The sequence below is a fragment of the Methanolapillus africanus genome (assembly GCF_032714475.1).
Taxonomy (GTDB): Archaea; Halobacteriota; Methanosarcinia; order Methanosarcinales; family Methanosarcinaceae; genus Methanolapillus; species Methanolapillus africanus.
Genome location: NZ_JAWDKD010000018.1, coordinates 354051 through 367644, shown reverse-complemented (window position 1 = coordinate 367644; position 13594 = coordinate 354051). Strand labels below are relative to the sequence as shown.

Here is a 13594-nt window from a genome sequence, read left to right as displayed (position 1 = left end):
CCGGAAACCGGAAACCGGAAACCGGAAACCGGAAACCGGAAACCGGAAACCGGAAACCGGAAACCGGAAACCGGAAACCGGAAACCGGAAACCGGAAACCGGAAACCGGAAACCGGAAACCGGAAACCGGAAACAAAAAATCGCCCCTCGGCTTGCCGCCGCGCCCCACGCGCGCGTGATCGCAATCACTTTTGACGAATCGTCCAAAACCGTCCTCAGTTTTCAAAACCCTCAAAAAAATTGAATCGTAAGCATTTAATTCTAAGAATGAATTCTTTTCACCATTATTAAAAAGGAAAATCGTTATGAGTGACATTTTAAGGCGCGGGCGCTTAAGCAAAAGCCCGGATGAGGAAATGCGGAATTATACGTCGTCGATGGCGGCGGACAAATGGATTTTCGAAGCGGACGTCTACGTCGATTTGGCGCACACGCTCATGCTGGCGAAACAGGGCATTATCTTAAAATCGGATTGCCAAAAGATTCTGGCCGGTCTTCTTCAAATTCGGGAAGAAGGGATGGAAAAATTGGATTTCAGCTACGAAGACATCCACATTTCTTTGGAATCCCGGCTCATCGATCTCATCGGCGCCGAGGCCGGCGGCCGTATGCATTCGGGGCGCTCCCGCAACGACGAAGTGGCGACCTGCATCCGGTTTGCGCTGCGCGGCGAACTTCTCTCTCTTCTCGATGACTTGACCGCGCTCCAACACGTTTTGGTGGCTCTTGCCCGCCAACATTTAACAACTGTCATGCCCGGCTTTACGCACCTTCAACATGCACAGCCGACGACGTTTGCGCACCACATGATGGCGCACGCCGACGCGCTGGAACGCGACATCGAACGTGTGATTTCGGCTTACGCGCGCGTCAACTTATGCCCTCTCGGGGCGGCGGCTTTCGCGTCGACCGGTTTTAATTTGGACCGGGAAATGACTGCCAAATCGCTCGGATTCTCCAAACCGATGACGAATTCTATGGACGCGGTCAGTAGCCGCGACTTTTTAATCGAATGCGCCGCTGCTTTCTCAAACATTATGATCAATCTCAGCCGGATGGCTGAAGAACTTATCATTTGGTCCGGTCAGGAATTTAATTTTGTGGAGCTCGACGACACGTATGCGTCGACGTCTTCGATTATGCCGCAAAAGAAAAACCCGGACACGGCAGAGCTCATGCGCGGCAAATCCGGAACTGTGATCGGCGCGCTGTCGGCGCTTTTGGTGACAACGAAAGGCCTGCCGCTCAGCTACAACCGCGATCTTCAGGAGGCGACGCCCAATATTATTCGCAGCTCAAGCGTCACCGCCGCCTCCGTTCGGATGATGGCGGGCATGCTGTCGACGCTGACGGTTCACACCGACGTCATGGAAAAACAGGCGCCGGCCGGATTCACGAGCGCGACCGAACTCGCGGACACCATGGTTCGGGAAGCGAAAATTCCGTTCAGGACGGCGCACCAAATCGTCGGAACGCTCAGCCGGGGGACATCTATTGAGCCGACGCTTGAAGAAATCGACGCCGTGTCCATGGACGTGATCGGCGAAAAATTATCGGCGCGCGGTTTGACTCAAAAAGCGGTCAAGGACGCGTTGGATCCGATGGAAAACGTCAAAAGACGGGCTGTCCTCGGCGGTCCGGCGCCCGAACAAATGAAAAAATCAATTTCGGAAAAAGAAAAAAGAATTCAAGCACTCGAATCCCAAATTTCCGGGTTGAACAGCGCGGTTGAAAACGCGTTAAACGGTTTGGTCGAAGACGTTAAAAAAGAAATTTGATGAACGATCATCTCTTTCATCTTTTTCTTTTCATTCTTTGATTTTTCCGTTCTTATTTGTCATCGGTTCGTTCCATATTTATCATTAAAATTGATTATTAAAAAATATAATATATCGGATTGAATTCATTCAGATTATACAATTTGATTATATTCTATTGTCCATTTTATTCTTATCACTCATATTAACCATTTAACTATTAAAACAACGAGGATTCTAAAATGTCGTACAAGATTGGAGATTTTGTAAAAATCGAGAAGGATGGCGCTTTTTTTGAAGGCCATGTGATTCAGGGCGACCCCGGCTACATCACGATTAAAATGACCGGCGGCGGTTATATTTCCGGATTTTTGCAAGACGATGTAAATGTTGAAATTTTAGAATCGCCGGATGTTCCGCCGGTGTTTCTCGTCCGTCCCTGTGCGGAAAACGCGCCTGCTTTTTCAAAAAGCAAATCCGGCGTCAAAATTTCCATCCTCTCCACCGGCGGCACCATTGCCTGTTATTTTAATCCGGACACCGGCAGCGTCGTTCCGTCGTTTTCGGCGGCCGACATCTTATCCGAAGTGCCGGAACTGGACGGTTTCGCCGACTTCTCCGCCCGCGAAGTGTGCAGCCTTCTGTCCGAAAACATGGGTCCTGAACACTGGGTGAAGCTTGCCGAAGCCATTTATGAAGAAATCAACAATGGCGCCGACGGTATTATCGTGACGCACGGCACCGACACCATGGCTTTTTCGGCGGCAGCGGTGGCTTATATGATTGAAACCCCGGTCCCGATCGTTTTCACCGGCGCTCAGAAAAGCCCGGACCGCCCGAGCAGCGACAACCACATGAACTTGATTTGCGCCGCCAAAGTCGCTAAAAGCGACATTGCCGAAGTCACGATTGTGATGCACGGCAGCATGTCCGACGACTTCTGTTACGTTCACCGCGCCGTCAAAGCCCGAAAGATGCACACCAGTCGCCGCGACACGTTCAAATCCATCAACATGCTGCCGCTGGCGCTCATTGATTACAAAACCGACCGCTTTGAACTTTTGTCCAACTATGTCAATTATCAAAAGCGCGGCGAAAAAAAGCTGTCCATCGCACCGAAATTGGAAACCAGATGCGCAATCGTCAAGTTCGTGCCGGGTTCCAGTCCCGATATTTTTGACTACTATTTGGAAAACGGTTACAAAGGCTTGATTCTTGAAGGCGTCGGACTCGGTCACGTTTCTAACGACTGGATTCCGCTGATTCAAAAGGCGACGGTCATGAAAGTGCCGGTCGTGATCACATCTCAGTGCAGCTCCGGCGCAACGGCGTGCGATACTTATGAAACCGGTCAAAATATGAAAAAAGCCGGCGCCATTGAAGCGATCGACCAAACCACGGAAGCCGTTTTCGTGAAATTGATGTGGCTCCTCGGTCAGGGTTATGATTACGAAACCGTCAAAAAGAAGATTGTTGAAGATTACCGCGGAGAAATTTCGCCGATGATTATTGACTAAAACAAAGCTGTTGCTTTGTTTTAATCTTTTTTTATGACCACTCTGAGATATTTATGAACTCTTTTTTTGAACAAGTTTACGAAATTGTGGCGCAAATCCCTTGCGGCAAAGTCGTTTCCTACGGCCAAATCGGACAAATGCTGGGGCATCCGCGCGCGGCGCGCCAAGTCGGTTGGGCGATGCGGCGCTGCCCTGAAAATCTGCCGTGGCAACGCGTCGTCATGGCCGACGGTTCAATTACAGGCGGTGATTTTGCAGATATGCGCCGTTTCCTCTTGGAAAATGAAGGCGTTTCATTTTTGCCGGACGGGCGCGTCGATATGAAAGCATGCCGGTGGTCCGGCGCCGCCGGCGCGGACACCGATTGATAAAATACAACAACGTTATTTTCGTTTTTACTCTTTTTGAGCCAGCCGTTTTCCGATTTCAAACGCTGCGGCGCAGTCTTTCGGGAATTGTTCCGCTTTCACTTTTGCCTTGTGCGTTTCATTGAACATGGCGGCGGCATATTTGGAATAATCGTTGAATTGGTACGTGTCAAAAACCGGCAAATATTCGGAACTGCCGTGAAGCGTTCTTTCCAATGTTTTCGGATGTGATTCTAAGAATTCTCTATAGTATTGGAAGATCTCTTGGGGTACATTCATGGTAAAAAAGAAGGCTGAGGAAATCTTTCCGGAAAAAACCGGTTTGTTATAATCGTCATAGCTGATGATCGGAAAAATCAGCCGTTCGATAAACGAACGCATTTCGCCGGTGACGTCGGCCAAATAAATCGGTGATCCGAGCAAAAGAACGTCAGAATTCATTATTTTTTCAAGGACGGGCGTCAAATCGTCTTTCATGGCGCATCTTCCCGGATTTTTGGTATCTTTTCGCTTGCAGGCAAAACAGCTGGTACAGCCTTTGTAGTTGAGGTCGTACAAATGAACGGTTTCGGTTGTTGCGCCGGCCGACGCGGCGCCGTCGAGTGCGTGCTTTAAAATTGTGGCTGTGTTGTGGTTTTTCCGAGGACTTCCGTTAATGGCGATTGCATGCATTTTAATTTCTCCATGTTTAAAATAAAATATGAGTCTGCAAAACAAAACAAAAAAATAAAACAAAATAACACAAAAATAAAAATGAACTTATAATTTCTTTCGTTTTATTTAAACCTTCACAGCCGAAAACATCAGTTTCGCCGCTGCGAATCCGAGAATGACGCCTGCAAAACTGAGCGCCAGGTTCAAAAAGACGTTCAAAATGGCCAAAACATATTTTTCGGTTGCCAGGAAGTCGACGGTTTCCAAACTGAACGCCGAAAACGTGGACAGTCCGCCGAGGAATCCGGTGGTCAAAAAGAGTTTGATTTTCGGCGACAATTCCGTCGTCTGCTGTTCCGCGCCGATAATGAAGCCGATCAAAAAACCGGCGACAACGTTTGAAATCAACGTTCCGAACGGAAAAGAAATGCCGAAATTTTTGGACGTCAGGGTGATGAGATAGCGTGCGCACGCACCCAAAAATCCGCCGATTCCGACACATAGAAGTTCTGCAATCATGTTATGGTTTTATTATTTTTTTTGTATTTAATGGGTTTGGATTTTCTTTATTTTTATGTTTCTTGTTTATTTTCATCAATCAAAATTATGGGGAAAAACTCCACTTCATCGGGAAATTCTTTTTCCAAAAACATTTTTGCTTTTTGTGAGATTATCATGAGTCTTTGAGGTGTTTTTTGTGCGTTAGAAACAGAGCCTGTTGGCGTTCCTACGTTACAAAATGTTGTTGGATAAATGTATTCAAAACTCTAATTGAAATCAACAGATTTTTCCAGTATTTTTTTGTCATAATATATCTTGTAATTTTCTAAAAATAAAAAGATATATCCAAGGACTTTATTTGTTCTAAATTTTGTCTTTTTTGAAATCGGTGGTAGAATATTTGACGACGTTAATTGAAAATATTTTGTATCTTTATATTCATCTTTTCTATCTTTTCGGTGATGGACTGGTCGATATTCGATGCCAGAAAGATCTGATTGCTTTAATGTTTCAACAGCATTTTTGCTCAATATAAATTCATTGTTGCATGTTTGGGCGATGTTTTTTCCTTCCATTTTTCTAAAATCAATAATTAAATCGGAAACTTGTACTTCAATATATGGCAACCCTTGTTTAATTTGAGTTATTTTAAACTGTGTTCCATAAAATTTGCATCCGTTCCCTGCGTTTTTCTTGGATTGAAGCAAGTAGAGGTCTGAGTATTCTATTTTCGGATTTTTATTATTCAAATTTGGAATATATCTAAATGAAATGTATGTGATAGAAAACGCTATGAGGCCCGAGAATATAAATCCATATTCTATTTTTAAATAATCAAACAAAAAAATTAATAAAATATACAAAATTAAAAAACAAAATATGTATACGACAATTGCTATTGTCTCTGAAAAACTTCCTTTAGGATATTGGTTGTAATATTTTTTGGGAATAGCAACAAACCCAATTAATAAGAGTGCAAATCCAATAATAATACTTAAAAAAGTCATGTTTCACACTTGCTTTTCATTTTTTTCGTCATCTATTAAAATTATCGGAATGAAATCATCTTCTGTTTGATTGAATTGCTTAACTAAGAGTTCTTTCATCTTTTTTGAAATAACCCAAAATCTCTGAGATATATAAAAATCATCTCCGAAATGTTCAAAAGTTTGGTTCAAATCGAATATTTCACCCATCACATCAGATTTGTAGTAATACTTGTTGTTTTCAACCCATATCTTTAAAGGAAGTTTTTTAATTTTTATAACGGTCGGTGAAGATAATTGTGGCATAATATGTTTGCAAACAATTTGGTAATATTTTTTATCTGTTAAATATTGAATTTGAAATCCACTTGATTTAAAAATTTTTACGGGACGAGTTGCATATCCGTTTATTCCATTTTGTTCCAAAACATTCAACGTATTTTCATTGACGACAATCTCTCCATGTATTGTCATAATCAAACCGTCTTCTAAAAGTGCGGGGTTCCATTCGATGCTTAAATCCGTGGTTTGCCTTTTAATCATTAACTCTGTCGCTGTTCTTTTTTTGTTTATGATTTCATATCTTGTGTTACTGTATCTTATTTGAGCATTCGGTATGTAGATAAATAACTCATAATTCTTCTCTTCTCGGCTAAGAATTTCGGGTTCATCATCGGCGATGATATATTTTCTGAATATGTAAATTAGAATAATACTCAAAATAATTGGAATTATCGAATCAAAATACGACAGCTTTGAAACATCTAAGATGTCATCCGATATTATGGCAATAATGAGGATGGATACAACGAGAATTAAAATAGAAAGCCCCGGAATTGTAAATATGGCTCGGATTAGGAATCTGTTGTATCTTTTGTCCATTGTGTAAATGAAATTCTTTTGAGCCGCCAGATAAATTCCAGGAAGCATTGAGGATAAAATAAAAATGATTTGTTCCGGCGTCATTTCAATTCCGCCTGTTCTTGGTTTTCATTACTTCTATTTCCTTTAGTGGCATGTGTGGTAAGATAATTGAAAAACAATAACATGACAGCATCTGCTAAAATGAAGCACAAATACATTAAAATGGAATTATCATATGTTTCAACTGAGAATATCCATGAGATTATTTTGGTTGAAGATATCCATACTGCTGTCGGAAAAATAATTGATAACGATAAATATCCTGTTATAGTTAGAAAAGCGGCAATTCCAATAGGTGGTAGGTAGGAATTTGTTTTAGAGTGTACCTTGAAAAATGTTCCATTCAATATCAGATAAGCAGCTACTACGAACTGAAGCGCAAAACAAACGAGTACAATACCAGAGTTAGTCGGGTCAACAAACGCAAAATACAATATAAAGATGATTGCTTGAGCAATAAACACAATCGAAAATAATGTTTTTGTATCCTGTAAGTTTGGCACTTTCATGTAGATTCCTTTTCAGATTTTTGGTCGTGGTCTGTATCATTCACAAAGATAACCGGGTGAAACGTTATTTCTTTAGGGAATTCTCGTTCTAATATTGTTTTTGTTTTACTGGAAACAAGAATCATCCTTTGCGGTGTTCTATCTTTTTGAAAGGGGGATATTGCGACATATTGAGTGTATTCAAATGTTGTTGGATAAATGTATTCATCACTGAAATTAAAATCTAATATTTTATTTCTCACATCTTCCTCATAATAAAGAGTCCATGTATCTAACAGCTTGAAAATATATTCCGAATATTTTTTTGTAATAATTTTTGTTTTTTCCGAAGCTGGGGGCAAAATATTTGTCGATCCTAATTGGAAATAATTTAAATTTTGATATTTCTCACCATTTTTGTCATACACCGGTCTCAAAAGAAATCCTGTCAGATCATTTTGATTTAGAACTTGAACCGCATATTCACTCAGAATTATTTCATCACTGTTTGTCTACGCAATATTTTTGTTGTTCATCCTTTTCAAATCAATTCGAAGATCAGTCATTTGTCTTCTGAAAAAGGGCAATTTGGCTTTTTGTTGAACTGTTTCAAATTCCGTTCCATATGTTGTGTAACCTTTTCCGCAAGGCTTTAGGACCTGCATTAAATAAAGTTCCGAATTTATTTTTTTATTCTTTTTTGCAACGGATGTTATATATTCAGCATATATCAAATTTAAAACAGTAAGTATCCCACTTGTTGTCAACGGAATCCATATTGAATCTGCATATTTCTCAAAACTTAAGACAATGAAATAAAATGCAAGTTCTGCGACTAAACTTATGATAATTATGTATCGGTAGTGTGGATAATATCTATTGGATCGATCGTCACATATGAAACTGCTGATCAGAATCATTAAAAATCCAATAATAAATATTAGAAAAGTCATGTTTTCACTTTACTTCATTTCTCTCGTCTATTTGGTTAATGAAAAAATCGTGCATTGCAGTCCCAAAATCATACCAAACGCAGCAGTTTTCATAATTTCGCCTCAATCAATTATGTTTGGATAATATTTGGTTCTTTTCGTATATTTTTATAATTGATACTTATTGATACCAATTAGTATCAATTGGTATCAATAAGTATCAGTAGATATTCAAAAACACTTACAAGACGGCGATGTCACAGAAAAAGAGAAAGATTTGTTTTATTTCGTCTTATCAACTTACGGAACAAACGAGTTTTCCACAAAGCAGCTTGAAAAAGACTACCGTGACGTTGCTTACGCGACCGTTCGAACTTTCGTCATGAAATTTGAGGAATTCGGTTTGCTGAAAGCGCAGAAATACGGCAGCCGGGTGAAGTATAAAGTGAAATAATTTGAAAACAATTCTATCTCAAGAAAACCATCCCGCTTAAACAGACGTGTTTCGCGTCTGTTTAAGCGGATTTCACTGATTAAGATTTGAGTGGAGATTGACTATGTCGGAAATTGTCCGTGTTGACGTAAAATCAGAACTTAGAGATATTGAAATTCCTCAAATTCATTGATTTTAGAGAACAGATTCCGTGTTAAAATCAGAACTTAGAGATATTGAAATTGAAACACGACGAACGCTGCGACGGCTACAAATCTTGTTAAAATCAAAACTTAGAGATATTGAAATATGGCAACCGTCGGACTACACATAGTATGGAACGGTTAAAATCAGAATTTAGAGATATTGAAATACGATAACTATTAACGGAACAAGGTAATGTATCCCAATCAAAAATGAGTGGTATTGAAATAGAACAAGTTCATTTTTCAAAATCTTTTTAGATTTTTGTTAAAATCAGACCTTAGAGGTATTGAAATGCTTATGATGGAAATAACTATTATCAAGAAATAACAAATTAGAATCAGGCCTTAAAGATATTGAAACTGATAAAGGGATGGCAAAACTCAAACCAATCTCAAATCATAGTTCAATCTCAAATCATAGTTTAAAGATATTGAAATGGCTGAACCCATTTTTCAAAAGCGAGTGGTTGTAAGTAAAATCTGAACTTTAGATATTGAAATGTTATGTTGGCGTGGTTTTGCCCCGATTGTATGCATTGTTAAAATCAGAACTTAAAGATATTGAAATACGATGTCTATCAGTGCATCCTTTTCAACCCATACTGTTTAAAATCAGATTTTTAATGCTTCCCATTCCCGTAATTCTTCTTCAATTGGTGAATATGTTCATGCGTTTCCTCATGAGAATGCAAATGAATATGTCCTTCGCCGCTCTCAATTTGCTTTAAAATTTCATCCACGGATTCTTCAAAGTTGAGCGGCAGTTCTTCACAATCAAACCCGATGCAAGACAGCAGCTGGAACAACTTAAACACTTCCGGCGCTTCCAAATTGTTTTCCTGAAGCAATTTAATATTTGAGAAAATCTCTCTTGGCGTTCCGGTTTCAATAATTCTTTCATTCAGAACAATCACGCGGTCTGCCAGTTCCGACAACAAATTGACGTCATGCGTCGCCACAATCGTGGTAATGCCTTCTTTGTTCAATTTGTCAATAATGGCCAACACATCGCGTTTGCTTTTCGGATCCAAGTTGGCGGTCGGCTCGTCGAGGACCAAAATCTTCGGCCGAAGCGCGACGATGGACGCCAAAACCACTTTTTTCTTTTGCCCGAAACTGAGATGGTGCGGAACACGGTCCCGAAGGTCGGCAATTCCGGTCATTGCCATCGCTTCTTCAACACGCTTTTTTGTTTCGTCTTCCGACAATCCCAAATTCAAAGGACCGAAAGCAACGTCGTCAAAAACGGTCGGCATAAACAACTGGTTGTCCGGGTCGGCGAACATAATGCCGATTTCTTTGACGCGGTCGGCATTTTTATATTCGGAAATATCTTTGCCGGCGACTTTGATGTGGCCTTTGCTTTTGAATGTGTAGTTGAGATGAAGGAAAAGCGTGGTTTTTCCGGCGCCGTTTGGGCCGACGATGGCAATCTTTTCGCCCGGGAAAACGTCAAAAGAAATGTTGTCCAGCGCTGTTTTTTTGTTCGGATAAATGTAAGTCAGATTGGACAGAGACAGAACCGGATCTTTTTTGTTGATACTGTTTTCCAACTGATTTGCCTCTGATTCCATTTCAATCACTTTTCACATTCAATTTATAATTCGTAATATAATTCGTCAATTTATAATCTAAATATCAATTCATTTTCAATTTTTCCTTAAACGCCAACTGCACTTAAATATGAAACGATTGTCGGAATTTGGATGGCAACGGCAACAACAATTCCCAGCACGACGATTGCATAATCCTTGGCATACATCTTGTTTTTTGTAATAATCGCCGGTTTTCCGGTGTAACCCTTCGACACCATCGATTGATAAACAGCGTCGGCGCGCTCAAATCCGTTAATAAAAAGCATGGCGACGGTATTGGCGGCGGCTCTCATCGACCGCATGGAAATTTTCGGCGTGAATCCTTTGGACGCCATGGAATTTCTCATGCTGTCTAATTCTTTGGCGAACACGAAAATGTAGCGGTAGGAAAACATCAATATTTGAAGAATAAAAATCGGAACCTTCAAGTCGTACAGAACTTTAACAATCAAATCGAATTTGGTCGTCCCGAGGAGAATTGTAATCAACAGAAGAGCTGCTGTTGCGCGGATCAAGATGAGAACCGCTTCCGAAATGCCGGCGCTTGTGATGTTAAAAATCCAAACGGACCAGACAATTTCTTCGCCGTTTGCGCTGCCGGTGCTGAACAAAAGCGCGACGGCAAAAATGAAGACGAACAAAAACGGCGCCGCCATTCTTTTGAGAACGTATGAAACCGGCAGTTTGGCTAAAATCCACAGAAGAATGGCCAAAAGCAGAATGAATGCCGCCGCTTCCGTTGATTTGACGATCGACACTGAAAAGATGAGCAGCAAAAAAACGATGACTTTCGTCATCGGATTCATGCGCTGAATCGGGGCGTCAATGGCCGAATACGTTTCAGATGGCAGTTTCATTTTTTCACGGCAACGGTTTCTATTGGTTTTTGAATTTTACGCGTTCATTTCTGTTTTTGATTTAAATTATTTTTTCTGCTTCCGGGACATGAAGTACATCAAAATGCCGGCGATACCGACGATATATCCGAGTCCGGCAAAGACGTTAAACCAAGAAACGTGACTGTGGTCGCCGGCGGCGCCCGAAGATCCGGCTGCCAAATCAATCCGGCGTTCTGCTGCGTGTTCGCCTGAAATGACTTTGACGCGGTAAATATTGACGCCCGGTTTGATGTCGAAAACAGCTGTTCCGTTGTCATCTGTTTTTCCGGTCAAATAAAGAGATTCGGTTTCGGTTCCGTTGCTGACGGAAATTGCGTAAACTTGATAATCGCAGTTCGCCATCGGTTCGTTTCCTTGGTACCAGGCTTGAACTTTGACGCCGTTGGGTTCCAAAGTCATGTACGTTCCGTGCGCTGCGGCCGGTGCGGCCAGCATCGTCAGCATGAGGCTGAAAAGGACAAGTAAAGAGATGGTTTTTTGAATTTTCATATTGGATCTCCTGTTTATATTTGATTTTGTTTTTGATAACTTATCTTATTTTCATTTTTGAATGTCAAGCAAACCATCCCGCAAATTCTGACGCAAAAATTCCATCGCTTCGCTAGGAATTTTTCAAGGGCGGTGGGAGTCTGTTTCTGTAAATTCGCTTCGCGAATGGCTCCCTCCGGTCGCAAAATATTTGGTTTGGCTGTTCTAACATTCCCAAGAAAACCATCCCGCAAAATCAGACGCTTTGCGTCTGTATTTTGCGGATTACGATCAGTTGGGAATGTGTAATTTTATCAGATTATTGTTTACAGTTCTGGTTTGCATCTGCAGTTGACTGTTTTTAGATTTCAGATTGCACCTGCAGTTTGCAAATACAGATGATAAAACCAACTTGCATCTACAGTTTTCTGTTTTTGGATTTCAGTTTGCACCTGCAGTTCGCAAATACAGATGATAAAACCAATTTACATCTACAGTTTTCTGTTTTTTGATTTCAGATTGTACCTACAGTTTGCAAATACAGATGATAAAACCAATTTGCATCTACAGTTTTCTGTTTAACTGTATCTGCTGAGTGGTATCCGTAAAATACAAACGCTATCGCGTTTGATTTTACGGGATGGTTTGCTTGGGATTTTAATTTGACAAATTATTTCCTGCGACCGGAGGGAGCCATTCGCGAAGCGAATTCTATGTATTCCGAGTTCCACCGCCTTTGAAAAATTCCTAGCGAAGCGACGGAATTTTTCGGTTGATGTTACGGGGTGGTTTGCTTGGGGTTTTTAATAAATGTTTTTGTGTAATATTTTTGTGAATAATATTTTCGTGAATACATTACTTATGAAGCTGCCGTTTTCTTTTCCGGTAACATTTCCGGTTTCACTTTTGCAATAAACGGCACAATCAGTCCGCTGATTATTCCTTCCACAATCATAAGCGGCAGATTCATAATGATCAGGAGCGCAAACGTCAGCAGCCACGGAGAACCGGCCAACGTTTTCATGACGCTTTCCAAAATGGCAAATTGGGACGCAAACGCTTGAACGCTGTCAATGCTGCCGAAAGTGATTCCACCGAAAATGAGCACAACGCCCAAAATCAGGGTGGAAATCAGGATGGCAAAGACGCTGGCAACGGCGCCGGAGATTGCGTAGTTCGTCTTTTTGGACAGCGCGACGAAAACCAAATATCCGAGCAATGCCGGAAATCCCATGATGAACGTGTTGACGCCCAAAACGGCAAGGCCGCCGTTTCCAAGCAGCAGTGCTTGAAGCAGCAGTCCGATGAAAATACAGACGAATGCGAACGGTCCAAGAAGTATGCCGACCAAACCGGCAAGCACCAAATGGAGGGACGTTGGCGGCAGCGGAATCCGGAACATGCAGGCGACGAAAAAGGCGGCGGTCATCACGGCGATTTGAGGAATCTTTTGATTCATGTCGTCCGTGCTTTTCTTTCCCCACCACAAACTGCCGGCTAATAATATGATCGTCAACAGCCAGCCGGCGGCAAGAAGCCAGGCCGGGAGAACACCTTCTGAAATATGCATTTGAAAACTCCGATTGTGTTACTTTTGTGTCATGTTGTAATATTGTAATAATCTGTGAGTCCAAATGACGTTACCCTATTTAACGGTTATTACGAATTTTCAAATTAGTAGCAACAACAATTCTGACTGAATTATATTTTAAATGATTCCCTGACATTCGCAAGCAAATCTTTTATATACTTTCCACACCCTTTGTTCATTTGTCGACCGTGACACAGTGTGTCATGGTAGCAAGTGACACAAAGTTTCAGCAATCATAATCCTATAATTAATATATGATGCCGATACTTACACAC

The 13594-nt window shown here is 41.3% G+C and carries 15 protein-coding genes; 5 read left to right on the top strand and 10 right to left on the bottom strand.

The genetic code is table 11. The features are described 5' to 3' along the window. From MsAg5_RS06275 to MsAg5_RS06260, 4 genes are all read left to right on the top strand, one after another. Positions 1-244 (top strand): hypothetical protein (locus MsAg5_RS06275; RefSeq protein ID WP_338099765.1); only part of this gene is annotated, 244 nt, incomplete at its 5' end. 61 nt (positions 245-305) lie between these two features. Next, on the top strand, positions 306-1778 hold the full coding sequence (gene argH, locus MsAg5_RS06270; RefSeq protein ID WP_338099764.1) for an argininosuccinate lyase: 1473 nt from the start codon (positions 306-308) through the stop codon (positions 1776-1778). 221 nt (positions 1779-1999) lie between these two features. Continuing rightward, the gene (gene gatD, locus MsAg5_RS06265; RefSeq protein ID WP_338099763.1) at positions 2000-3274 is read left to right on the top strand and encodes a Glu-tRNA(Gln) amidotransferase subunit GatD; all 1275 of its coding nucleotides are present in this window, start codon (positions 2000-2002) and stop codon (positions 3272-3274) included. Positions 3275-3327: 53 nt separating this feature from the next. Further along, positions 3328-3642 carry an MGMT family protein gene (locus MsAg5_RS06260; RefSeq protein ID WP_338099762.1) on the top strand — a complete coding sequence of 105 codons (315 nt, stop codon included), beginning with the start codon at positions 3328-3330 and terminating at the stop codon, positions 3640-3642. 27 nt (positions 3643-3669) lie between these two features. Here MsAg5_RS06260 and MsAg5_RS06255 read toward each other — a convergent pair whose 3' ends face one another. From MsAg5_RS06255 to MsAg5_RS06230, 6 genes are all read right to left on the bottom strand, one after another. Beyond that, positions 3670-4314, bottom strand: coding sequence for a flavodoxin family protein (locus tag MsAg5_RS06255; protein WP_338099761.1), 645 nt, complete (start codon positions 4312-4314; stop codon positions 3670-3672). Positions 4315-4422: 108 nt separating this feature from the next. Then, complete coding sequence (crcB, locus tag MsAg5_RS06250) at positions 4423-4815, bottom strand: fluoride efflux transporter CrcB (RefSeq protein WP_338099760.1); 393 nt, start codon at positions 4813-4815, stop codon at positions 4423-4425. A 248-nt stretch (positions 4816-5063) separates the two neighbouring features. Continuing rightward, positions 5064-5804, bottom strand: coding sequence for a hypothetical protein (locus MsAg5_RS06245; RefSeq protein WP_338099759.1), 741 nt, complete (start codon positions 5802-5804; stop codon positions 5064-5066). A 3-nt stretch (positions 5805-5807) separates the two neighbouring features. Beyond that, positions 5808-6749 carry a hypothetical protein gene (locus tag MsAg5_RS06240; protein ID WP_338099758.1) on the bottom strand — a complete coding sequence of 314 codons (942 nt, stop codon included), beginning with the start codon at positions 6747-6749 and terminating at the stop codon, positions 5808-5810. Beyond that, positions 6746-7216: a hypothetical protein gene (locus MsAg5_RS06235; RefSeq protein WP_338099757.1), complete on the bottom strand. Its 471-nt coding sequence runs from the start codon at positions 7214-7216 to the stop codon at positions 6746-6748. The genes MsAg5_RS06240 and MsAg5_RS06235 overlap by 4 nt, the downstream gene beginning before the upstream one ends. After that, positions 7213-7623, bottom strand: a complete 411-nt coding sequence (locus MsAg5_RS06230) for a hypothetical protein (RefSeq protein WP_338099756.1) — start codon at positions 7621-7623, stop codon at positions 7213-7215. Before MsAg5_RS06230 ends, MsAg5_RS06235 begins: the two co-directional genes overlap by 4 nt. A gap of 781 nt (positions 7624-8404) precedes the next feature. Between MsAg5_RS06230 and MsAg5_RS06225 the strand changes: the two genes are divergently transcribed. Continuing rightward, positions 8405-8581, top strand: a complete 177-nt coding sequence (locus tag MsAg5_RS06225; RefSeq protein ID WP_338099755.1) for a hypothetical protein — start codon at positions 8405-8407, stop codon at positions 8579-8581. An 805-nt stretch (positions 8582-9386) separates the two neighbouring features. On the opposite strand, the gene MsAg5_RS06220 is transcribed toward MsAg5_RS06225, so the two are convergent. The 4 genes from MsAg5_RS06220 to MsAg5_RS06205 form a co-directional block, all read right to left on the bottom strand. Next, positions 9387-10340, bottom strand: a complete 954-nt coding sequence (locus tag MsAg5_RS06220) for an energy-coupling factor ABC transporter ATP-binding protein (protein ID WP_338099754.1) — start codon at positions 10338-10340, stop codon at positions 9387-9389. Positions 10341-10426: 86 nt separating this feature from the next. Further along, complete coding sequence (cbiQ, locus tag MsAg5_RS06215) at positions 10427-11218, bottom strand: cobalt ECF transporter T component CbiQ (RefSeq protein ID WP_338099753.1); 792 nt, start codon at positions 11216-11218, stop codon at positions 10427-10429. A gap of 66 nt (positions 11219-11284) precedes the next feature. Further along, complete coding sequence (locus tag MsAg5_RS06210) at positions 11285-11749, bottom strand: hypothetical protein (RefSeq protein WP_338099752.1); 465 nt, start codon at positions 11747-11749, stop codon at positions 11285-11287. An 838-nt stretch (positions 11750-12587) separates the two neighbouring features. Continuing rightward, positions 12588-13298 (bottom strand): energy-coupling factor ABC transporter permease, encoded by a 711-nt coding sequence (locus MsAg5_RS06205; RefSeq protein WP_338099751.1) that lies wholly within the window; start codon positions 13296-13298, stop codon positions 12588-12590. Between the last annotated feature and the right edge of the window lie 296 nt (positions 13299-13594).

What these genes read in the sequence shown, in the direction of transcription:
- argH (WP_338099764.1), top strand. Translation starts at nt 306, where the DNA reads ATGAGTGACATTTTAAGGCGCGGGCGCTTAAGCAAAAGCCCGGATGAG.
- gatD (WP_338099763.1), top strand. Translation starts at nt 2,000, where the DNA reads ATGTCGTACAAGATTGGAGATTTTGTAAAAATCGAGAAGGATGGCGCT.
- MsAg5_RS06260 (WP_338099762.1), top strand. Translation starts at nt 3,328, where the DNA reads ATGAACTCTTTTTTTGAACAAGTTTACGAAATTGTGGCGCAAATCCCT.
- MsAg5_RS06255 (WP_338099761.1), bottom strand. Translation starts at nt 4,314, where the DNA reads ATGCATGCAATCGCCATTAACGGAAGTCCTCGGAAAAACCACAACACA.
- crcB (WP_338099760.1), bottom strand. Translation starts at nt 4,815, where the DNA reads ATGATTGCAGAACTTCTATGTGTCGGAATCGGCGGATTTTTGGGTGCG.
- MsAg5_RS06245 (WP_338099759.1), bottom strand. Translation starts at nt 5,804, where the DNA reads ATGACTTTTTTAAGTATTATTATTGGATTTGCACTCTTATTAATTGGG.
- MsAg5_RS06240 (WP_338099758.1), bottom strand. Translation starts at nt 6,749, where the DNA reads ATGACGCCGGAACAAATCATTTTTATTTTATCCTCAATGCTTCCTGGA.
- MsAg5_RS06235 (WP_338099757.1), bottom strand. Translation starts at nt 7,216, where the DNA reads ATGAAAGTGCCAAACTTACAGGATACAAAAACATTATTTTCGATTGTG.
- MsAg5_RS06220 (WP_338099754.1), bottom strand. Translation starts at nt 10,340, where the DNA reads ATGGAATCAGAGGCAAATCAGTTGGAAAACAGTATCAACAAAAAAGAT.
- cbiQ (WP_338099753.1), bottom strand. Translation starts at nt 11,218, where the DNA reads ATGAAACTGCCATCTGAAACGTATTCGGCCATTGACGCCCCGATTCAG.
- MsAg5_RS06210 (WP_338099752.1), bottom strand. Translation starts at nt 11,749, where the DNA reads ATGAAAATTCAAAAAACCATCTCTTTACTTGTCCTTTTCAGCCTCATG.
- MsAg5_RS06205 (WP_338099751.1), bottom strand. Translation starts at nt 13,298, where the DNA reads ATGCATATTTCAGAAGGTGTTCTCCCGGCCTGGCTTCTTGCCGCCGGC.